The 20289-nt window shown below is 72.6% G+C and carries 19 protein-coding genes and 1 pseudogene; 10 read left to right on the top strand and 10 right to left on the bottom strand.

Annotated elements, in window-relative coordinates; translation table 11 throughout:
- The first annotated feature begins 53 nt into the window (after nt 1-53).
- The 3 genes and pseudogenes from AC5WRT_RS07590 to AC5WRT_RS07580 all read left to right on the top strand — a co-directional run bounded on the left by AC5WRT_RS07590 (nt 54) and on the right by AC5WRT_RS07580 (nt 2731).
- Nucleotides 54-1598 carry an alpha/beta hydrolase gene (locus tag AC5WRT_RS07590; protein ID WP_496098184.1) on the top strand — a complete coding sequence of 515 codons (1545 nt, stop codon included), beginning with the start codon at nt 54-56 and terminating at the stop codon, nt 1596-1598.
- A 5-nt stretch (nt 1599-1603) separates the two neighbouring features.
- Nucleotides 1604-1877: pseudogene (locus tag AC5WRT_RS07585) on the top strand (alpha/beta fold hydrolase); the annotation flags it as partial.
- Between the two features lie 104 nt (nt 1878-1981).
- Nucleotides 1982-2731, top strand: a complete 750-nt coding sequence (locus AC5WRT_RS07580) for a hypothetical protein (protein WP_496100033.1) — start codon at nt 1982-1984, stop codon at nt 2729-2731.
- Nucleotides 2732-2776: 45 nt separating this feature from the next.
- Here AC5WRT_RS07580 and AC5WRT_RS07575 read toward each other — a convergent pair whose 3' ends face one another.
- From AC5WRT_RS07575 to AC5WRT_RS07545, 7 genes are all read right to left on the bottom strand, one after another.
- Nucleotides 2777-2914, bottom strand: coding sequence for a hypothetical protein (locus AC5WRT_RS07575; RefSeq protein ID WP_496100032.1), 138 nt, complete (start codon nt 2912-2914; stop codon nt 2777-2779).
- A gap of 158 nt (nt 2915-3072) precedes the next feature.
- Nucleotides 3073-3606 (bottom strand): hypothetical protein, encoded by a 534-nt coding sequence (locus tag AC5WRT_RS07570; RefSeq protein ID WP_496100031.1) that lies wholly within the window; start codon nt 3604-3606, stop codon nt 3073-3075.
- A gap of 327 nt (nt 3607-3933) precedes the next feature.
- The gene (gene moeZ, locus AC5WRT_RS07565) at nt 3934-5112 is read right to left on the bottom strand and encodes an adenylyltransferase/sulfurtransferase MoeZ (RefSeq protein WP_496098181.1); all 1179 of its coding nucleotides are present in this window, start codon (nt 5110-5112) and stop codon (nt 3934-3936) included.
- Between the two features lie 63 nt (nt 5113-5175).
- A complete protein-coding gene (locus AC5WRT_RS07560) occupies nt 5176-5925 on the bottom strand; it encodes a spherulation-specific family 4 protein (RefSeq protein WP_496100030.1) in 750 nt (249 codons plus the stop codon).
- Nucleotides 5913-6872, bottom strand: a complete 960-nt coding sequence (locus AC5WRT_RS07555) for an NAD-dependent epimerase/dehydratase family protein (protein WP_496100029.1) — start codon at nt 6870-6872, stop codon at nt 5913-5915. The genes AC5WRT_RS07560 and AC5WRT_RS07555 overlap by 13 nt, the downstream gene beginning before the upstream one ends.
- A 418-nt stretch (nt 6873-7290) precedes the next feature.
- Nucleotides 7291-8646 (bottom strand): hypothetical protein, encoded by a 1356-nt coding sequence (locus AC5WRT_RS07550; RefSeq protein WP_496100097.1) that lies wholly within the window; start codon nt 8644-8646, stop codon nt 7291-7293.
- Between the two features lie 107 nt (nt 8647-8753).
- Entirely contained in the window at nt 8754-10559 is a 1806-nt protein-coding gene (locus AC5WRT_RS07545) for a DUF3492 domain-containing protein (protein WP_496098178.1), read from the bottom strand.
- A 246-nt stretch (nt 10560-10805) separates the two neighbouring features.
- Here AC5WRT_RS07545 and AC5WRT_RS07540 point away from each other — a divergent pair, with 246 nt between their 5' ends.
- Nucleotides 10806-10964 carry a hypothetical protein gene (locus tag AC5WRT_RS07540; protein WP_496098177.1) on the top strand — a complete coding sequence of 53 codons (159 nt, stop codon included), beginning with the start codon at nt 10806-10808 and terminating at the stop codon, nt 10962-10964.
- Nucleotides 10965-10974: 10 nt separating this feature from the next.
- Here AC5WRT_RS07540 and AC5WRT_RS07535 read toward each other — a convergent pair whose 3' ends face one another.
- The gene (locus AC5WRT_RS07535) at nt 10975-12585 is read right to left on the bottom strand and encodes a DUF3152 domain-containing protein (RefSeq protein WP_496098176.1); all 1611 of its coding nucleotides are present in this window, start codon (nt 12583-12585) and stop codon (nt 10975-10977) included.
- A 7-nt stretch (nt 12586-12592) separates the two neighbouring features.
- Nucleotides 12593-13576 (bottom strand): alpha/beta fold hydrolase, encoded by a 984-nt coding sequence (locus tag AC5WRT_RS07530; RefSeq protein ID WP_496098175.1) that lies wholly within the window; start codon nt 13574-13576, stop codon nt 12593-12595.
- 232 nt (nt 13577-13808) lie between these two features.
- Here AC5WRT_RS07530 and AC5WRT_RS07525 point away from each other — a divergent pair, with 232 nt between their 5' ends.
- The 4 genes from AC5WRT_RS07525 (at nt 13809) to AC5WRT_RS07510 (ending at nt 15627) form a co-directional block, all read left to right on the top strand.
- Nucleotides 13809-14033 (top strand): Rv3202a family protein, encoded by a 225-nt coding sequence (locus AC5WRT_RS07525; RefSeq protein WP_496098174.1) that lies wholly within the window; start codon nt 13809-13811, stop codon nt 14031-14033.
- Between the two features lie 156 nt (nt 14034-14189).
- The gene (locus tag AC5WRT_RS07520; protein WP_103817680.1) at nt 14190-14831 is read left to right on the top strand and encodes a TetR/AcrR family transcriptional regulator; all 642 of its coding nucleotides are present in this window, start codon (nt 14190-14192) and stop codon (nt 14829-14831) included.
- A 133-nt stretch (nt 14832-14964) separates the two neighbouring features.
- Nucleotides 14965-15192, top strand: a complete 228-nt coding sequence (locus AC5WRT_RS07515) for a DUF3107 domain-containing protein (RefSeq protein ID WP_496098173.1) — start codon at nt 14965-14967, stop codon at nt 15190-15192.
- A 171-nt stretch (nt 15193-15363) separates the two neighbouring features.
- Nucleotides 15364-15627 carry a hypothetical protein gene (locus AC5WRT_RS07510; RefSeq protein ID WP_496098172.1) on the top strand — a complete coding sequence of 88 codons (264 nt, stop codon included), beginning with the start codon at nt 15364-15366 and terminating at the stop codon, nt 15625-15627.
- A 117-nt stretch (nt 15628-15744) separates the two neighbouring features.
- Here the strand turns inward: AC5WRT_RS07510 and AC5WRT_RS07505 are convergent, their stop codons facing one another.
- Complete coding sequence (locus AC5WRT_RS07505; protein WP_496098171.1) at nt 15745-16482, bottom strand: ferritin-like fold-containing protein; 738 nt, start codon at nt 16480-16482, stop codon at nt 15745-15747.
- Nucleotides 16483-16882: 400 nt separating this feature from the next.
- On the opposite strand from AC5WRT_RS07505, the gene AC5WRT_RS07500 reads away from it, so the two are divergent.
- Complete coding sequence (locus AC5WRT_RS07500; protein ID WP_496100028.1) at nt 16883-19168, top strand: DEAD/DEAH box helicase; 2286 nt, start codon at nt 16883-16885, stop codon at nt 19166-19168.
- 118 nt (nt 19169-19286) lie between these two features.
- Nucleotides 19287-20165 carry an alpha/beta fold hydrolase gene (locus tag AC5WRT_RS07495; RefSeq protein WP_496098916.1) on the top strand — a complete coding sequence of 293 codons (879 nt, stop codon included), beginning with the start codon at nt 19287-19289 and terminating at the stop codon, nt 20163-20165.
- Nucleotides 20166-20289 lie beyond the last annotated feature (124 nt).

Here is a 20289-nt window from a genome sequence, read left to right as displayed (position 1 = left end):
TCGTACGGCCCGCGCCCCGCGCGCCCCGGCGTGCGTGCCTCCAGGATGGGAGCATGGCGAACCCCTCCCGGCTGCGCGCCGCCGCCCTGCTCGGCTCTGCCCTGCTGTTGTCCGGCCTGCTGGCCGGATGCGGCACCGGCACCCAGGACGGCGACCTCGCGACGCAGAAGCTGGACTGGAAGGACTGCCCGGCCCCGTCCGAGGCCGAGGGCGGCGGCAGCGCCCCGTCGCCGCTGCCGCACGGCGGCACCTGGCAGTGTGCCACCATGCAGGCGCCGCTGGACTGGAGCAAGCCGAAGGGCGACACGATCGGCATCGCGCTGATCCGGGCCAGGGCCAGTGGCCCCGCGAGCCGGCGGATCGGTTCGCTGGTGTTCAACTTCGGCGGCCCCGGCGGCAGCGGCGTCAGCTCGCTGCCCGCCTTCGCCTCGGACTACGAGGCCCTGCGCACCCGCTACGACCTGGTCAGCTTCGACCCGCGCGGGGTGGGCCGCAGCGCCCCGGTCACGTGCGAGAGCGACTCCCAACTGGACGTGTACTTCCAGCAGGACGGCACCCCCGACAACAGCGCGGAGCGCACCGCACTGCTCAACCGCACCAAGCAGTTCAACGCGGCCTGCGAGGCGCACTCCAGGAAGATCCTGCCGCACGTGGCGACCACCGACGCCGCCCGCGACATGGACCTGATGCGCCAGGTCCTCGGCGACGACAAACTGCACTACTTCGGCATCTCCTACGGCACCGAACTCGGCGGCGTGTACGCCCACCTGTTCCCCCGGCACGTCGGCCGGGCGGTACTCGACGCCGTGGTCGACCCCACGCAGAACCCCGAACAGAGCGCGCTCGGACAGGCCAGGGGCTTCCAGCTCGCGCTGGACAACTTCGCCGAGGACTGCACCTCCAGGACCACGGAATGCCCGATCGGCACCACCCCGCAGGACGTGAAGAACCGCATCGCGAGACTGCTCGACAGCCTGGACAAGAAGCCGATCCCGGGCATCCCGCCGCGCCTGCTCACCCAGACCGCCGCGACGAACGGCATCGCGCAGTCCCTGTACTCCAAGGACTTCTGGGAGTACCTCACCGAGGGACTCGAGCAGGCGTACGCGGGTGACGGAAGGATTCTCATGCTGCTGTCCGACGCGATGAACGGCCGCAGCGAGGACGGGGAGTACAGCAACATCACCGCCGCGGACACGGCCATCAGCTGCGCCGACGAGAAGCCGCGGTACACCGTCGGCTACGTCCAGCAGAAGCTGGGCGAGTTCCGCGCCGTCTCCCCGCTGTTCGGGGACTTCCTGGCCTGGGGCATGCTCAGCTGCACCGACTGGGCCGTGGCGGGCGCCGCCGATCATCCCGACGTCAGCGCCCCCGGTTCGGCGCCGATTCTCGTGGTCGGCAACACCGGCGACCCGGCCACCCCGTACGAGGGCGCGAAGAAGATGGTCGAGGCACTCGGCAAGGGCGTCGCCGTGGAGCTGACGTACAAGGGCCAGGGACACGGCGCGTACGACAGCAAGAACAGGTGCGTGCAGAGCGCGGTGAACGGCTACCTGCTGGACGGCAGGGAACCGAGGGCCGGCAAGGTCTGCTCCTGATCCACAAGGGCTGCCGGAAGGCCGCCGGCACGCTGCTCGCCCATGTTTCGACCACCGGCACCGGCCGCGACACGGACCTGGTGCGCCAGGTCCTCGGCGATCCACGGATGCACTGCTTCGGCATCTCCTACGGCACCGGACTCGGCGGCGTGTACGCCCACTTGTTCCCGAAGCGGGTGGGACGGACGGTCCTCGACGCGGTGGTGGACCCGACCGCGGACACGGTGGGCCCCGGCCGAGAGCCAGACCCGTGGCTTCCAGCGGGCACGGGACGACCACCGTCCGGAGCCGCCGCACCCGGCCGCTCGCCTCCAAGCCGGTCCGGCGGCGCAGTGGGTGCCCTGCTACCCTGCGGCACCTTGATCACGTCGAGGGGAGAAGTGGTGCGCACCGCCGCTGTGATCCGGTTCGTGGTGGGGGCCCTGGTCATAGCGTCCGCCGCGGCCTGCACCAGCAGCGCCCAGCCGGTCGCTGCGAACAAGGCCAAGCCCCTTCCGCCGATGTCCGCGGCACAGTTGCGTACGCATCTGCTGCCCGCCATCCTGCCGAAAGGCTGGATCTCTCAGGCGGATCCGGCCGATCCGGGGCCGGGCAGTGCCGCGCACGGCGAACCCCGCTGCGCCTTCCCGGGCGGCGGAGACCTGGTGGATGCCGGAGCCACGGCCGCCGTGGCGTCCGCAACGGCCTCGTTCAGCGGGGGACACAGCGCCGGAGGCGGTGTCATGGCCGGTGGGGAGACTCTGTATTCGTTCTCCGCGGACGGCGCCGCCCGAGCCATGCGTCGCATACGACAGCTGGCGGCCGAGTGCGCGAAAGTCGTCACGCCTGCCATCCCGTCCACACTCGGCGCCCCCAGCTCCACGGAGCGGTTTGCAGCGGTCTCCGGGCCCCGGATGGGCGACGACAGCATCCGGGTGCGGGCCACCACGACCTGGAGCGACCACCCCAGGGTTGTCCTGCACGACGATGCGCTGGTCGTGCGTGAGAGCAACACCCTCATCGTTCTCTGGTGCGTCCCGACGACTCAGGCCGAGGTGGACACGGTCCTGTCGTTCATTCCCGAAGCCGTCGCGCAGGTGCGCTCGCGGCACCCCGCCCCGGTGGACGCGGCACACCGAGCGGCCGACGCGTGAAGGTCCCGCGCTTCAGTTCGCGGTGACGCCGTGAGGGAGCTGGATTCAACCCGTCTCGGCGATGAGTCCGTCGAGCAGACCGGGCTGGTACGGCATCCGTTCCGGGCGGGTGCGGGCCAGTGCGGCAAGCCCGTCGAGGCCGCACGGGCCAGGTTGCCCGGGCTGCTCTTCGGTGGTGCCCACACGCCGTCGGCCGGATCGAGGTCGGGCATGCAGGTGAGGAAGCGGAAGGAGGGGCCCGCCCTGGGACGCGCCGGATCAGGGCGAGGCCCTCTGCGGTGACGGCGCGCGACGAGGCCCAGTCGCGCCTGGAGAGCACAACGGCTGTGGCCCACTGGACCTCAGCAGTTGGACAGCGCCTCGCTTCGGAAGGTGTTCCGGTCTTCGACCTTGCTACTCGTATCGTCGCCCTTGCCGACCAAGAGCTGGTCGGCCGTCAAACGGCGGAAGGATTTCAGAGTGAACGTCATGGATGACTCCCGGCTCTCACTTCCGGCGGTGGCGACCGAGGCGGTGTACTTCGCACCGGGCAGCAATTCCTGAAGACCGTCGTCGTCCAGGCCGTTGCTGTCATGCCGCAGAGTCCACCCGGCCGGGACCACGAAGGCGGTGATGGTCTCGGTCCGGTCATGGGCAGGTGCCACCACCGACCACTGATGGCCGATCGACCCGACCGGCGCGTCTTCCTCGATGGATGCGTCCAGAACGGACTCGCCAGGGCACAGCGCGACGGACATCTTCACGTGACCACCGGCCCACTGGAGCGCCAGGAGGGGCCCGGCATCGAACGGGCTGGGAGGATTGGGATCACACCCGGTGACCCAGACGACGCCCGCAACGCTGCAGGCGAGGACCGCAGGGAACCGGAGTCGCATCGTTCCTTGCCTGCGCACAACGGCCCCCCGGGGTGAGTGCGGACGCTTGATCGCGCAGTGTGCCGAGAATGACTTGAACCGGTCAAGAGCCAGGTGAAGGCGCACCGGGTGCCGCTTTCGTCCTTGCGGGGCCGACGGCTGTCCCCGGCCTGGCCGCACGAGTCACGCCCGAGTACCCTCCCGGGCCGTCCTGGGGTCGTGGATCCGCCCGCCGCTCGGGCCGTCCCGAGGCCGGCCGACGCCGGCCGACAACGACAGAAGCCCACGGCATCCGACCGGGTCGGAGCCGTGGGCCTCGTCAGTCCTGCTGGTGAGGCAGGCCGTTGATCAGTAGACCGGTTTGTGCGGTTCGATCTGGTTGACCCAGCCGATCACGCCGCCGCCGACGTGGACGGCGTCGGAGAAGCCCGCGGACTTCAGGACCGCGAGGACCTCCGCACTGCGGACACCCGTCTTGCAGTGCAGGACGATCTTCTTGTCCTGCGGCAGGGTCTCCAGGGCGGTGCCCATGAGGAACTCGTTCTTCGGGACCAGCCGGGCGCCGGGGATGGAGACGATCTCGTACTCGTTCGGCTCGCGGACATCGATGATCTCGATGTTCTCACCGTCGTCGATCCACTCCTTGAGCTGCTTCGGAGTGATCGTGGAGTCGGCGGCCGCCGCCTGGGCCTCCTCGGACACGACGCCGCAGAAGGCCTCGTAGTCGATGAGTTCGGTGACGGTCGGGTTCTCACCGCAGACCGCGCAGTTCGGGTCCTTGCGGACCTTGACCTGGCGGTAGGTCATCTCCAGGGCGTCGTAGATCATCAGACGGCCGACCAGCGGCTCTCCGATGCCCGCGAGGAGCTTGATGGCCTCGTTGACCTGGATGGAGCCGATGGACGCGCACAGCACGCCCAGGACGCCGCCCTCGGCGCAGGAGGGGACCATGCCGGGGGGCGGGGGCTCCGGGTAGAGGCAGCGGTAGCAGGGGCCGTGCTCGGACCAGAAGACCGAGGCCTGGCCGTCGAAGCGGTAGATCGAACCCCACACGTACGGCTTGTTCAGCAGCACGCACGCGTCGTTGACCAGGTACCGGGTCGCGAAGTTGTCCGTGCCGTCGATGATCAGGTCGTACTGGCTGAACAGGTCCATCACGTTGTCGGCCTCGAGCCGCTCCTCGTGCAGGACCACGTTCACGTACGGGTTGATGCCCTTGACGGTGTCCCGGGCGGACTCCGCCTTGGAGCGGCCGATGTCGGACTGGCTGTGGATGATCTGGCGCTGCAGGTTCGACTCGTCGACCTCGTCGAACTCCACGATGCCGAGGGTGCCCACGCCCGCGGCGGCCAGGTACATCAGCGCCGGCGAGCCCAGCCCGCCGGCGCCCACACAGAGCACCTTGGCGTTCTTCAGCCGCTTCTGCCCGTCCATGCCCACGTCGGGGATGATCAGGTGGCGGGAGTACCTGCGGACCTCGTCTACGGTGAGCTCAGAGGCTGGCTCGACCAGGGGTGGCAGCGACACGGGGACTCCGTTGGTCGGTCAATCACTACGGTTGTTCTCGTCGTAACACTGCCACGGCCTTCTTCATTCCGAGACACCTGTTCCGATGCGCGAGACGATTTCGTCCCAGTAGCCGGGCATCGTCTCCCAGGGGTCGGCGCGGCCGCGGTGGTCCGGGTGGTCGGTGAAGTAGATCGTCGCCGCGCCCTGCCAGCGGGCGATGCGCAGCGCCTCCTCGAGGTGGCCGCGCGGCACGCCGTGCACGAAGTGGCAGAAGCGGTCCGGCGGATAGTCGGCGGTCCACTCGGCGACCTGCGACCAGCGGTAGTCGGACCAGGCACCGGAGAAGGTCACCAGTTGGTCGGCGCTCTCCGCGTACCCGGGGTGCGGATGGCTGCCGTGACCGAGGACGATGTGAGCGGTGTCACTGATCGCCCGGAGTGTGGCGACCGCGCGGTGGACCTCCGCGAGCGCGCTGCGCTCGGTGGGGCAGCGGTCCAGCAGGAAGCCGTCGAGCCGGTACCAGTCGAGGTAGCGGTGGGCGTCGGAGATCAGGTCGGCGAAGGCGCGGGCACCGTGGATGAGGTCCAGGTGACCGAGGACCCGGACGCCGGCGCCCCGCAGCCGGCCCGCCGCCTCCAGGCAGTGCGGATCGGGGCAGGTGCCGGGGCCCTGGGCCACGTTGAGGACCACCCAGTCCAACGGGACGCCCGGCCGGGCGAGTTCGGCCCACTGAGCGGGGGCGACGAGCGGGTGGGCGTAACCGGGGATGCCGAGGACGGTGCGCAGGCCGGTGCTCGTGGCGCCCACGGTGGTGCTGGTCAGATGCGGCATGCCGCCTCCATCCAGATGTCGGCCAGGGATTCTTCGAGGTTGATGCGGGGCCGCCAGCCGAGCCGGTCGCGCGCGGTGCGCACGTCGGCCTGCTGCCAGCCGCCGCAGCCGTCGGGGTACGGGTACGCCACCGGAGCCGTGTGGTCGGCGTCGCCACGGGGGTGGCCGATGGCGCTGCGCAGCGGTCCGGGCGGGGCGTCGAGGTCGTGCAGGGCGCCGCCGTATCCGGCCACGCGGGCGAGGACGGTGGCGGCGTCGCGGAGGCGGACGGCGCGGCCGGAGCCGATGTTGATGACGCCCTGCGCGGCGGAGAGGGAGGCCGCGTGCACGGCGCGGGCGACGTCGCGTACATCCACGAAGTCGCGCTGCACGCCGAGTCCGGCGAGCTTGAGCTCGCCGTCGCCGGACTGCATGGCGCGGCGCATGGCCTCGGCGAGCCGGCCCAGCGGGGTGCCGGCCGGGGTGCCGGGGCCGACCGGGGAGAAGACCCGCAGCACGACGGCGTCCAGGCCGGAGCCGAGGACCAGTTCGGTCGCGGCGAGCTTGCTCACGCCGTACGGGCCGCCGGGGCGCGGTACGGCGTCCTCGGCGGTGGAGGAGCCGGGCTGACTCGGCCCGTACTCGGAGCCGCACCCGATCTGCACCAGTCGGGCCCCGCAGCCGCTGCGGCGCAGGGCCTCGCAGACGGTGGCGACGGCCACGGTGTTGTGCCGGGTCAGTTCGCGAGCGCCGCCGCGGATGGCGCCCGCGCAGTTGATGACCACGCCGGGGTGGACGGCGTCGAGGAAGCGGGTGAGTGCACCGGGGCTGCCGGTGGCGAGGTCGAAGCGGACGTCGGCGTCGTCGCCGCGGCCGAGCGCGGTGAGCTGGACGGCCGGGTCGGCGAGCAGGCGGTCGGCGACGAACCGGCCGATGTATCCGTTGGCTCCGATCAGTAGGACCCTCATCGGGCGGCTCCCGGGGTGTGGGCGCCGGTGTGGCCGGCTGCGCAGATGGGACAGGTGGGGCCGATGCGGCTTGCGGTACTCGTGCCCGCGTGGTCGGCGGTACCGGAGTGACTGGCGAGGTTCACGCGGCCGACGGTGTTCATGTGACTGCCCGGCACCCTTGCGCTGGGCCGGCAGGGCGCGGTGCGCCGGGACGGAGTGGCGGTTCCGCCCGTTCTCACGATGCCGGCGGATCCGGTGGTTCCCCGGACTCCGGCTCCGGCGGTCCCGGCGGCGCGTGCGCCCGCGGCGGCTGCGGACGCGCCCGCGGTTCCGGGGGCTCCGGACGCTCCGGGTCGGGAGGTGGTCATCTGTCTTTCTCCTTCGGAAAGGGGTGGTGCGGTCGCTTCCGGCGGTGACCCGGGCCGGCGGCGGACGGTCATTCGGGGGCTCCCGTGGGAGCGTGTGCCGAGGCCCTGGTGAGGGTGCGCCCGGCGTGGCACAGCAGGGCCAGCGCGGGGGCACCGCAGGCGAGGGCGGGGACGGCGGCCTCCCCCCAGGCGTCCACGAGGGCCCGCACGGGGGTCGCGAGGACGGCGCAGCCGGGCAGCCTTCCGGCCAGCGGCAGGGCGAGGGCCAGCACCTCCGTGGCCGCCGCGGCACCGAGCGCCAGCGCCGGGGCGTGCCGGTGACGGTGCACGGTGAGCAGGCGGGCGAGCAGCAGCAGGGCGCCCAGGGCGAGGGTCTGCGGGTAGGCCGCGGGTGCGTGCAGGACGGTGGCGCACACCAGGAGCAGGGCGGTGAGCGCGCCCAGGAAGACGGCGAACGTACCGAACAGCAGCGGTGTGGCGGCGGCCGTGAAGTCCTGCAGGCCCCGGCTGCCTGCGAGCCTGCGGCGGGCGCCCACGGTGAGCAGGTGGGCGCACCAGGCCGCCGGGGCGCAGGCCAGGGTGAGGGCGAGGAGGGGCGCGACGGCCGTGGGCCAGCCGCCGTGCGGGGCGCCGGTCGGCAGGGCGTCGGGGCCGCCCGTCGCCACGGCCGCGAGAAGGCCGTCGCCGAGGAGGGCGTATCCGAGCAGCCAGAGGGTCCACGCGCGCGTGGCGCTGGGCGTACGCCCAACGCGCGTGCCGGGCGGGCCGGCGAGGGGGCCGCGGCGCAGGGCGCCACGCGTGGCGAGGGCCACGGCGAGGACGCCGGCGGCGGCGATCAGCAGGCGGGGCTCGCCGCGGGTGAGGCGCAGTCCGGCCGCGGTGGCCACGCCGAGGGCACCGGGCAGCAGGGTGAGCAGGACCCAGCCTGCGCGGATTCGGGGCACGGGCAGGGGCTCGGGCTCCGGGCGCGGCTCGGCGCCCCGCGGTACGCGCGCGTACAGCTCCTCGGCGAGCGAGAAGACGTCGCGGTGGCGGAAGCGGGCGGCGGTCCGGTCGGTGACGCCGTGTGCCTCCAGCCCTGCGGCGATCTCCAAGGGGTCCACGGCCCGCTCGCACAGCTCGCGGTGCCGGTGCAGCAGGGCCTTCACGGGGTCGGCAGCGCCACGCCGGGGTGCGACGACGCGCCGCCTGTCGGGCTCCGAGCCGCCGGATTCCCCGGCAGCGACAGTGCCGGGGTCGCGCCGGCGGCCCTGCGCAGGACCGCCGGACCGTCGCACCTGCCCGTCCGGCGAGGTCTCGCCGAACAAGCCCTCCTCACCGGACAAGCCGTCCTGGCCGGCGTCCTCCGGCCCGAGCTGCCCGAGCCACTCCCCCGCCCCGGCGTCCCAGGGCTCGCCGGCACGGGGCATCCCGGGCCGGTCCATTCCGCCCGACACCCCCGATCGCAGCGCGTCCTGCTCCCCCGGTGCGCCCTGTTCGCTCGACTCGCCCACCGCATCGTGTCCGTCGCGGCGGTCGTCCCGTACGCCCATCACGCCCCCTCCACCGCGGCCAGCGGTGTGGCGCGCACCGGTGTGCCGACGGCCCAGCCGGGAACGCCGCGCGGGGCCATGCGGGCCGTGGGACCGGTCCAGCGGCCGGGGACGTGGGACTCGGCAGGCGTGGCGAAGGGCCGTGGCTCTCCGGACTCGTCGAGGACGACCCGGCGGACCGGGCAGCGTGACACGATCTGAAGGTAAATGCCGTGAAATGCCGCGATGTTCTGCTCGACGGTGAACAGCTCCAGTGCGCGGGCGCGTGCGGCGGCACCGAGGCGCTCACGGCGCTCGGGGTCGCGCAGCAACGCCACGCCCGCCTCGGCGAGCGCTCGTGGATTGCGCGGGGGTACGACGAGCCCCGTGCCTCCGATGACCTCGACCACCGCGCCCACGTCCGTGGACACCGTGGCCCGGCCGCAGAACATGGCCTCGATGAGACCGACCGGGAAGCCTTCGACCACGCTGGACAGCACGACGACGGCTCCGCCGGCGTACGCCTCGGCGAGCGTGGGCGCCTCGGGCCCGCCGATCTCCTCGAAGGAGACCGGGTTGTCGCCGACGGCGTGCACCCCCTCGGCCTCGTCGGGGAAGAGCTGTGCGGCGAGCGCCCTGCAGTGGCCGAGGTAGGACGCGCCCTCGGGACCGGCGGGTGCGCCGACGATCCTCAGGCGCGCCTTGGGCTCCTCCTTGCGGATCTCGGCGAAGGCGTGCAGCAGCGAGATCAGGTCCTTGGCGGGTTCGACCCGTCCGACCCAGACCAGCGTGTCCGGGACTGCGCGCTCCGGGGCCTCGCCGACCTCCGCGAAGCAGCTTGCGTCCCTGCCCGGGTAGACGGTGCGGATCCGGGCCCGGTCGGCACCGCACCGCTCCTGCCAACGGCGGGCGTGCGCGTTGCCGACGGTGAGGATCTCGGCGCGCCGGTAGACCTCGGCGGCGAGCCGGCTGTGGAAGGCGCCGAGCAGCGCGCGTACGGCGGGGGCGGCGGTGTCGGGGCCGAGGGCGAGGTAGTGCGAGCGGAGCTGCACGCCGTACTCCGTGACGAGCAGCGGCACGTCGCAGAAGTGCCGGGCGAGCAGCCCGGGCAGGGCCGCCGATCCGCCGGCGGTGGCGTGGCAGAGGTCGACCGCGCCGAGGCCGTCGTCGCCGTACCAGTCGAGAGAGAGAGGGCGCAGGGCGCGTTCGAGGTGTGCGGTGACGGTGAGCAGATCGGGTACGCGCGCCTCGCGCGCCGTGCGCAGCGCGCCGGGGGCGCGGCAGACGCGTTCGAGGGTACGTACGGCGTTGTCCGAGCGCAGGGCACCCACCAGGCCGCCTTCCTCGCGGGCGAGTTCGGCGAGCCCGTACAGCGCACTGCCGAAACGGTCCGCCATATCGGCGGACGCCCCCTCGCAGACGCCCTCGGTTCCGGCGCTCACCGCCTGGACCAGCTCTCCGTAGCACTCGGCGAAGCGTCGGCGCGCACGCCGCCCGTGTGCCGCTCCGTCGCCCTCGGCCGTCCACAGCGGCGCCGTACGCACCCTGCTGACGTGCGGCGGGACCGGGACCCAGCCGGCGTCCTCCTGGCTCCGGCTGCGGCTGAGCGCGTAGATGTCGAACTCGTGCTGGTCGAGCCCGCGCACGAGCCGGTCGCACCAGAGTCCGGCGTCACCGCTCACATACGGGTAGCCACCCTCCGTAAGCAGTCCGATGCGCACGTGTGCACCCCCGATCTCCCGTCCGGTGAGCCGCCGTTGGGCCGGCGGCTCGCAGCGGGACGAACGTAAGCGGACAAGGCGGTGGCGCGACGGACGGTTGTCCATCGCGCCACCAAAAGGGGTGAACAGCCGTAACTTTCGCGTGCGGGACGCGTTCGGCCGCGCTAAGGGCTCACAGTGGCGTCACTCGAGCACGAAACGTTACGCCTCCGGTGAGGCGCGGACCGGACGGGTTCCCGCCGCGGTCCGCGCCCCGCCTCACGTCACAGCCGGTTCGCGCCGGGCCGCGCGCCGCCGGGCCGCCCGGCCCACGACCTCGCGGTCGTACCGCAGGTCAGCGACCGGGTCGCGGTGGGCGTTGAGCAGCGGCACGGCGAGCGCGACCAGGACGAGCAGCGCGACGACGGCTACGGCGGCCAGGGCGGCGGCTGCGCGCGCAGCCGCCGCCAGGACCGACGGGCTCCCGAGGCCGCCGGGACGGACGACTGCGGCCCGGTCAATGCGACATGAGCAGCGCCTGTCAACTCCCGGGATAGGGCCAGGGGTTGGGCAGACAATGGATTCCGTCATGGTCGAGGAACTTGGTCTGCTGCTGCATGACGGGAGCGAGTTCGCCGTTCTTCTGGCAGGTCACATGGCCGTGCCCGAGACGGTGCCCGACCTCGTGGTTGATCAGCATCTGCCGATACGCGTGAATTTTGTCCCCATACGTCTTGCTGCCCTGGGCCCACCTGTACGCATTGATCATGACGCGTTCGGTGGCGGCCGAGTCGCAGGAGACGTTGTCCTCCGTGGTGTCGAGACCGGACTTCGCGCACCACGTGGCGGTCGTGCCGGGACTGGCCAGCGTGATCACGAAGTCGGGCTTGCCGGAGGATGTCCGCTCGAAGGTACGGGCACCGCCGTGGGCCCAACTGCGGTCGTCGTTCAGGGTCTTCTGCACGGCCTCGGCGAACAGCTTGCCGTCCAGGTCCAGACCCTGCTCGATGTCCACGCGGTAGGTGTATTTCTGCCCCTTGCCCGGGGCCCTGTCGAAACCGGGCACCGTTTCGAACTTCCCCGAGCCCTTCAGCGTCGGGCCGAGCGGGTACTTCCGGTCCATCGCCTGCTCGTACGACAGCGTCACCGTGCCGGGCGAGGCCGGCGGGGACGCCGCGCCGGGGGTGCGTGCGTCGCGGGCCTGGTCGGTGGCGGACCTCGACCGCGCGGCGCCGGTGTCGTGCTTCCCGGTCACCTGGCCGGCGACGACCACCGCGAGCACGGTGGTGATGGCGGCCGCGGCGACACCGGTGAAGGCCCGCGCGGGGCTCCGCCGGTCCTGGCCGGGTGCCGCTGCGTCGCCGTACGACCGCGGCTCCTCGGTGGTCGCGCGCGCGGCTCCCCGCGCCCCTGTCGGGACACTGCCGCCCGAGCGCTGGGCGGGAGGGCCGACGGGGAGTCCGTCGTCGCCGTCCGTCTCCGGCGTGTCGGGCGTGTGCGCCGGGTGCGCCGGGTGCGCCTCGGCACGGTGGAGCCCGCCGGCTCGGGGCGCGAAGACGTTCATGTCGTCGTCCGCGCCGACACCGCCACGGCGGCCGTCGTGGCCGTCGGCGAAGGCGTCGAGGTACTCCTGCCGGGGCCCGGCCCCCGGCCCCGCCGCCCGCTGCCGCGGAAACACGGCACCGGGCCCGGCCGCCCCCGCGAACTCCCCCCAGCCACCGCCTGCTTCCCGCTGCTCGGGGTGCCCGCCACGCGCGGGAGCACCCCCACGGAACCTCGGGACACCGTGCGCGGGAGTGCCGTCGGGCAACCGCGGCACACCATGCGCCGGAGTGCCGTCAGGAAGCCTCGGCACGCCACGCACCGGCGTGCCGTCGGAGAACCCCGGCACACCACGCGCGGGCGTACCGACGCCGGAACGCGGCACCCCCTGCGCGCGTGTGCCGGCTGACGGGCCCTGCGGCGGACGGCCGTCGGCGGCGCCGGGGTCTTCCGTCGGTGCGGGGCGCTGACCCGGCAGCAGTGGCCGGCCGTCGCGCTCGGCCGGCGCGGTTCCGTCGGTCGTACGGGGGTCCCGCCGGCCTGTCGGCCTGGCGGGCATGCCCGTGGAGGCGTCCTTCGGGACCGGGCCGCGACGGCTGTGGCGTCCCACGCCGGCCTCAGCTCCCCGCGCCCGAGTCGGCGACGGCGGTCCGGGCGTCCGCGAGGAGTTCACGGAACGCCGTGGCCACCACGTCCGGGTACTCCATCATCGCCACGTGCCCGGCGTCCGGCAGGGACAGCAGGCGGGAGTCGCGGAAGGCGCGGGCGGCCCGGCGGGCCATGCGGAAGCCGACCAGTTGGTCACGGCCGCCGTAGATCAGCAGGGTCGGCGCGAGCACGCGCTCGGCCTGGCGCCACAGTCCGTGCTGTCCGCCGAGCGTGTAGGCGTTGACGATCCCGCGCGCCGAGCGGGCCATCGCGTCCCAGAAGTACGGCAGTTGCAGCCGCCGCTCCAGCTCCTCCACGGCGTCCTGGAACGCCTCGGGCGACACGCGCGCGGGGTCGCCGTAGCAGAGCGCCATGACGCCGCGCACCCGCTGTTCGGCCGTCCAGCCCCTGGTGAACCGGGTGAACAGAGCGGCGACTCCGGGCACGCCGAGCAGGGCGGTCGGCACCGCCGTGCGCTGGATGCGCAGCTCCGGCAGGGCGGGCGACACGAGCGTGAGCGAGCGGACGAGGTCGGGCCGTACGGCGGCCACGCGCGTGGTGACCGCGCCGCCGAGCGAGTTGCCGAACAGGTGGACCGGTCCGCGGCCGGCCGCGTCGAGGTAGCGGATCACCGCGCGCGCGTGCCCGGTGACCGAGTAGTTCCCGTCGTCCGGAGGCGGCGAGTCGCCGAAGCCCGGCAGGTCGACCGCCTCGCTCTCGACGACGCCGTCCAGCTCGGCCATCAGCGACGACCAGTTCTGCGAGGAACCGCCGAGCCCGTGGACGTACAGGGCGGCCGGCAGGCCCTCACGGACGGGACGGCGGGAACGGACCGACAGGGTGACTCCGGGCAGCCTCACGGAACGGAGCCGCTCGCCCTCGCGGACCCGGACGGGCGCCACTCTGGGAAGGACGCTGGCGGCCGATACGGATGGCGACTCGGTCGAAGACATGCAGCAATGTTACGAGGTGATCACGCCGTGGTTCATGTGTTCGCCGTCACAGCGTGAACATGCCAGATGCTCGGAGCGGTACCGGCGGCGGACGAGGACCGTCGGCCGACAGGAGTCGCGAACGGGCGAGACGGCATGGCGTCCGGATCTGCTGTCTCCTAGGCTCGTACAGAGGGCACCCGCATGTGGCCCCTGCTGTTTCCAGGGACGTTCGTAGGAAGGGAGCCCGACCATGACCTATGACCCCACCGAACCCGACGCGATCGAGGATCTGGAGGCCGAGACGGCCCCGGAGATCGACGTCGAGGCCAACGAGGTGGACGCCGTCGAGCAGCACGCGGACATCGCGCCGGACCGTGACGACCCGCTGACCGCGGTGAATCCGGACCGGGCGAACGAGGCCGATCTGGTCGAACAGGCGCGCGTGGTCTCGCTCGACGAGGACGACTACCGCTGACCCCGACCGACTCCCACGGCCCCACGAGGAACCCAGTGCGGCTTTCGTCACCGTCCGGTACGTGAAATTCTGCGCTCGCACCGCGCACACCACGGTTACCGAAAAGTACGATGGCCGCGCGGTGACACCGCGATATGGACGACTTTGGGAGGCGGCGTGACAGCCATCGAGCAAACTGAGGCGGCACGCCCGCGTGGCACCCGTCTGCCGCGCCGAGCCCGACGGAACCAGCTGCTGGGCGCGGCCCAGGAGGTTTTCGTCGCGCAGGGCTACCACGCCGCGGCGATGGACGACATCGCCGAGCGGGCCGGCGTGAGCAAGCCGGTGCTCTACCAGCACTTTCCCGGCAAGCTCGACCTCTACCTCGCCCTGCTGGACCAGCACTGCGAGTCGCTGATCCAGGCCGTGCGGAGCGCGCTCGCCTCGACGACCGACAACAAGCAGCGCGTCCGGGCGACCATGGACGCCTACTTCGCCTACGTCGAGGACGACGGCGGCGCGTTCCGGCTGGTGTTCGAGTCGGACCTGACGAACGAGCCCGCGGTGCGCGAGCGCGTCGACAAGGTCACGAACGAGTGCGCCGAGGCGATCTGCGACGTCATCGCCGAGGACACGGGCCTGTCGCGCGCGGAGTCGATGCTGCTCGCCTCCGGCCTCGGCGGCCTCGCCCAGGTGGTGGCCCGTTCCTGGCTGCACAGCGACCGCAGCGTGCCGCGCGACCAGGCGGTGCAGCTGCTGACGTCGCTGGCCTGGCGGGGCATCGCCGGCTTCCCGCTGCACGGCAGCGAACACCACTGACGGCCGTACGCTCCGGCGGCTGTTCGCTGATGGCGTTCCGGCCCGGAGCGTGTACGTCCCCTCACCGGGCTAATGTGTGCAGAAGTAGGGCGCGGAAGATCGCGCAATCACTGACCGTCGGAGGGACATAGCCGTGGAGGTCAAGATCGGCGTGCAGCACGCGCCCCGCGAGATCGTTCTGGAGAGCGGTCAGAGCGTGGAGGAAGTCGAGCGTGTGGTGGCCGAGGCGCTGGCCGGGAAGACGGGGCTGCTGAGCCTTACGGACGAGAAGGGCCGCAAGGTCCTGGTCCCGACCGACCGCCTCGCGTACGTGGACATCGGCGAGCCGACCGTGCGCAAGGTGGGCTTCGGCGCGCTGTAGTCGGACATCGTGCACAAGGGCCCGTCGGCCGCGAGCCGCCGGGCCCTTTCGCGTGGAATATGCACACGGGCGGAGCACGACTCCTCCACAGTGGAGGATTGAACTTCGCAGGTCACGGGTAGGACGGGCTACGACCGTCAAGGGCAGACGTGCCGTGGGAGGGACCCGGAGATGATCCTGGAAGCGCTCGGATCCGCTGTGCTCGGTCTCGTCCTCGCCTCGGCGGCGGCCTATCGCCTGTCCCACCGCCTGCCGGCCCGCCCGCTGGTGCTGTGCACGGGTGTCGCGGGCGCCCTCTTCGGCGACTTCGTCACGCACACCGCTCTCGGCCCGGATGTCGCCTGGCTGAGCCTCCTGGGCGCCGCGATCATCTCGGTGGCGTCCCTGTCGCTCCTGCTCCGCCCGGGAAGACTCCGCCGATCAGCGACGGCGTGACAGCGCCGCCTCTCCAGCGAACGCGCAGGGTGCCCCGAAGGGGGCGCGGGGAGCCGCGCGACCGGGCGCGGCGGACTCCCAGCCGCGCGACTCACCCCCGGCAGAGCGCACCGGCTGTCAGGCCGCGAGGCCCAGCGCGGCCATCCGTTTGGTGTGCGCCTCGGTGATCCGCGAGAACATCTTCCCGACCTCCGCGAGATCGAACCCGTCGGCAACGCCACCCACGAGCATCGTCGACAGCGCGTCCCGGTCGGCGACCACCCGCTGGGACTGCGACAGGGCCTCGCCCATCAGGCGTCGCGCCCACAGCGCCAGCCGGCCGCCCACGCGCGGGTCGGCGTCGATGGCGGCGCGCACCTTCTCCACCGCGAACCCGGCGTGCCCGGTGTCGTCGAGGACGGCGAGGACCAGTTCGCGCGTGTCGGAGTCGAGGCGCGCCGCGACCTCGCGGTAGAAGTCGCTCGCGATCGAGTCGCCGACGTACGCCTTGACCAGACCCTCCAGCCAGTCCGAGGGCGCCGTCTGCTTGTGGAAGCCGTCCAGCGCGGCCACGAACGGGTCCATCGCCGCCGTCGGCTCCTGACCGATCTCGGTCAGCCGGTCACGCAGCCGCTCGAAGTGGTGGAACTCGGCCGAGGCCATCTTCGCCAGCTCCGCCTTGTCCGCGAGGGTCGGCGCGAGCTTCGCGTCCTCCGCGAGCCGCTCGAACGCCGCGAGCTCCCCGTACGCGAGTGCGCCGAGCAGATCCACGACGGCGGCGCGGTACTGCGGGTCGGCGGAGGCCCGCGTCCAGTCCGCGAAGGCGACGCCGGTGGGTGCGGCGGACTCGTTCTCAGGCTTGTCAGAGCTAGTCATGAGGCGCACAATAGCCCGCTCGCGCGGCGCCGGAAGGCCCTGTCCGATCACTGTGACCACCACGACGTGACCAAATCGGCCATCGCATGTGCGCGATTCCGGGGTATGGTGGTAAGGCGCCTGCCAGAGCGTCGACAGTGTTCGACGTCTCCGCACAGGCCGCACGTATGAGGATGCCCGGTCGGTGGCCCGATCGGCTCCGACCCGACAGCCCTCCGTGGCCGTACGAGTCCGTACGACGACCGGAGGGACACCCTCAGCGGTACGAGCGCTAGAGCGTCGGCAGAGGTCCCGTGTCATACGGCTTGCCTTGAGTGGCTCGCCCGTACGGCAGCCGACGTCCCCGGCACGGTCGCACTTGACCCCCGCGCTCGCCTCGCGCCGCGCACACAGAAGAGGCATGACCCTGACTACCACGTTTCGAGACCTCGGGATCCTCCCCGAGACCGCCGAGGCCCTGGAGGCCGTCGGCATCATCACTCCCTTCCCCATCCAGGAGATGACCCTCCCCGTCGCCCTTTCCGGCACGGACGTCATCGGCCAGGCCAAGACCGGCACGGGCAAGACGCTGGGCTTCGGTCTTCCGCTCCTCGAGCGCGTCACCGTCCCCGCCGACGTCGAGGGCGGACGCGCCGCCCCCGAGGCCCTCACCGACTCCCCGCAGGCCCTCGTCGTCGTCCCCACGCGCGAGCTGTGCACCCAGGTCACCAACGACCTGCTGACGGCGGGCAAGGTCCGTAACGTGCGCGTGCTGGCGATCTACGGCGGCCGGGCGTACGAGCCCCAGGTCGAGGCCCTGAAGAAGGGCGTCGACGTCGTCGTCGGCACCCCGGGCCGGCTGCTCGACCTCGCGGGCCAGAAGAAGCTGAACCTGAAGCACGTCAAGTGCCTGGTCCTCGACGAGGCCGACGAGATGCTCGACCTGGGCTTCCTGCCCGACGTCGAGAAGATCATCGACATGCTGCCGGCCAAGCGCCAGACCATGCTGTTCTCGGCGACCATGCCGGGCGCGGTCATCGGCCTAGCGCGCCGCTACATGTCCCGGCCCACACACATCCGTGCCACCGCGCCGGACGACGAGGGCGTGACGGTCGCGAACATCAAGCAGTTCGTCTACCGCGCGCACAACATGGACAAGCCGGAGATGGTCGCCCGCATCCTGCAGGCCGAGGGCCGCGGGCTGGCGATGATCTTCTGCCGTACCAAGCGCACGGCCGCCGACATCGCCGAGCAGCTGCAACGCCGGGGCTTCGCCGCGGGCGCGGTCCACGGCGACCTCGGGCAGGGCGCCCGCGAGCAGGCGCTGCGCGCCTTCCGCAACGGCAAGGTCGACGTCCTCGTCTGCACCGACGTCGCCGCTCGCGGCATCGACGTCGAGGGCGTGACCCACGTCATCAACTACCAGTCCCCCGAGGACGAGAAGACGTACCTGCACCGTGTCGGCCGTACGGGCCGCGCGGGCGCCAAGGGGACGGCGATCACGTTCGTCGACTGGGACGACATCCCGCGCTGGCAGCTGATCAACAAGGCGCTGGAGCTGGACTTCAACGACCCGGTGGAGACGTATTCGAGCTCCCCGCACCTGTTCTCCGACCTCGGCATCCCCGAGGGCACCAAGGGCATACTGCCGCGCTCGGAGCGGACGCGTGCCGGTCTGGACGCGGAGGAGCTGGAGGACCTCGGCGAGACCGGCGGGCGTGGCGCCCGCGGCCGCGGCCGGGGTGGCCGAGGCGAGCGGGACGACCGTCCCGGGACCGGCACCGGCGAGCGCGAGCGCGAGCGTACGGCCCGTACCCCGCGCCGACGCCGCCGCACCCGCAACGGCGCCCCGGTCGACGCGACCGCCACCGCCGCGGTACCGGCCGCCGAGACCGGCGCCGAAGAGGCCACCGAGGACGCCACCGCGCCCCGCGCCCTGCGCCGCCGTCGCCGTACGCGCGGCGGAGAGCCGGCCCAGCCGGTGACGGCCGCCCACGCCACCGAGGCCGCCGTGGAGACGGTGGACACGGCGGAGGGCCCGGCTCTGTCGGAGACTCCGGAGGCGCCCGAGAAGCCGCGTCGCCGCCGTACCCGCAAGTCGGCGGAGCCGGCCGTGACCGAGACGGCCCCCGCGGCCGAGACCCCCGCGCCCGTGACGGAGGCCGTACCTGTGGCTGTCGAGCCCCAGGCCGCCGAGACCGCCCCCGTGGAGGTCACGGAGGCCAAGCCGCGCCGCCGTACGCGCAAGACGGCCGAGCCGGCCGCCGAGACGGCGGTCGCCACGGCCGAGGGCACGGAGGACAAGCCGCGCCGCACCCGCAAGACGGCCGCCACCGCCGAGACCCCCGCGGACACCGCCGAAGGCACGGAAACCAAACCCCGCCGCACCCGCAAGACAGCAGCCACCGCCGAGACCCCCGCGGACACCGCCGAAGGCACGGAAACCAAACCCCGCCGCACCCGCAAGACAGCAGCCACCGCTGCCGAAGCGGACACGCCGCAGGCCGAGGCCAAACCCCGCCGCACCCGCAAGACGGCCGCCACCGCCGAGGCGAACGGGGACGGTGAGGTGGCCGCTCCCAAGGTGCGCCGGACCCGCAAGGCCGTCGCCGCGCAGATCCCGGCGCAGGCCGGCGAGGAGCCGAAGGCGGAGCCGAGCCGTCGTACGCGTAAGGCGACGGCGGTCGTCGAGGCCGCGGAAGGCTGATCCCGCACACCGTCACCGACGGACACACGCGAGGGCCCGGTCCACCCCAGGTGGGCCGGGCCCTCGCGTTTCCGTCTCCGTTCGCGCACCGCCCCTCCCCGCCCGATAACCTCTACCCATGAGCAGGCCCGCCACCTTCGTCCCGCCTCCCGGGGCCCGCGCGTACTTTCTGCGGACCGCGCGGGGGGAGTTCGCCGTCGTCGACGCCCCCGCGGCCGACGGGGTCGAGCCGCGTGGCGTGGCGCTGTTGCTGCCGGGGTTCACCGGGAGCAAGGAGGACTTCAATCCACTCCACGTGCCGCTCGCACGGCGCGGGTACCGGACGGTGACCGTCGACGGGCGCGGGCAGTACGAGTCGGACGGACCCGACACCGACGAGTCCGCCTACGCGCAGGAGGAGTTGGCGCGGGACGTGCTGGCGCAGGCAGAAGCTCTCGGGGAACCGGTGCATCTGCTCGGGCACTCGCTCGGCGGGCACATCGCTCGCGCGGCCGCACTGCTCGACCACGCGCCCTTCCGTTCACTCACGCTCATGGCCTCCGGCCCCGCGCAGATCTCGGAGTCCCAGCAACTGCGGGTGAAGCTGCTGCGGGACGCGCTGGCGGTGATGGGCATGGCGGAGGTGTGGGAGGCGATCCAGACGATGGAGGCGCTGGAGGACACCGTCACGCACGCGCTCGACAGCGGGCTGGACGACCTGCGGCGCCGCTGGCTGGGCACGAAACCGGCCCAACTCATAGCCACCGGACGCCAGTTGTGCACGGAACCGGACCGTGTGGCGGAACTGGTCGGGCTGCCGCTGCCGTTCCACGTCCTGTCCGGGGCACGGGACGACACCTGGCCGCTGCCCCTGCTGGACGACATGGCGGCACGGCTCGGCGCGCGGCGGACGGTGATCGAGGACGCCGAGCACTCCCCCAACACCGACCAGCCCCTCGCCACGGCCCGGGCACTCGCCGACTTCTGGGACGGAGCCCGGCTCGGCGAACGGCGCTAGGGCGTGTTTCGAAAGTGGCGTCGTCCGCCCGGAGGGCGGGGTCCGCGGCGTCTGGTGCGGTGCATCGCAAGGCGGAGGGTCGTCCTCGTACCGGGCATACGTGGACGATCCCGACAACGCGGCG

This window comes from Streptomyces sp. NTD91, from assembly GCF_059510455.1.
The sequence above is the reverse complement of the archived record's forward strand: the minus strand, read 5'-3'. Positions and strand labels throughout refer to the sequence as shown.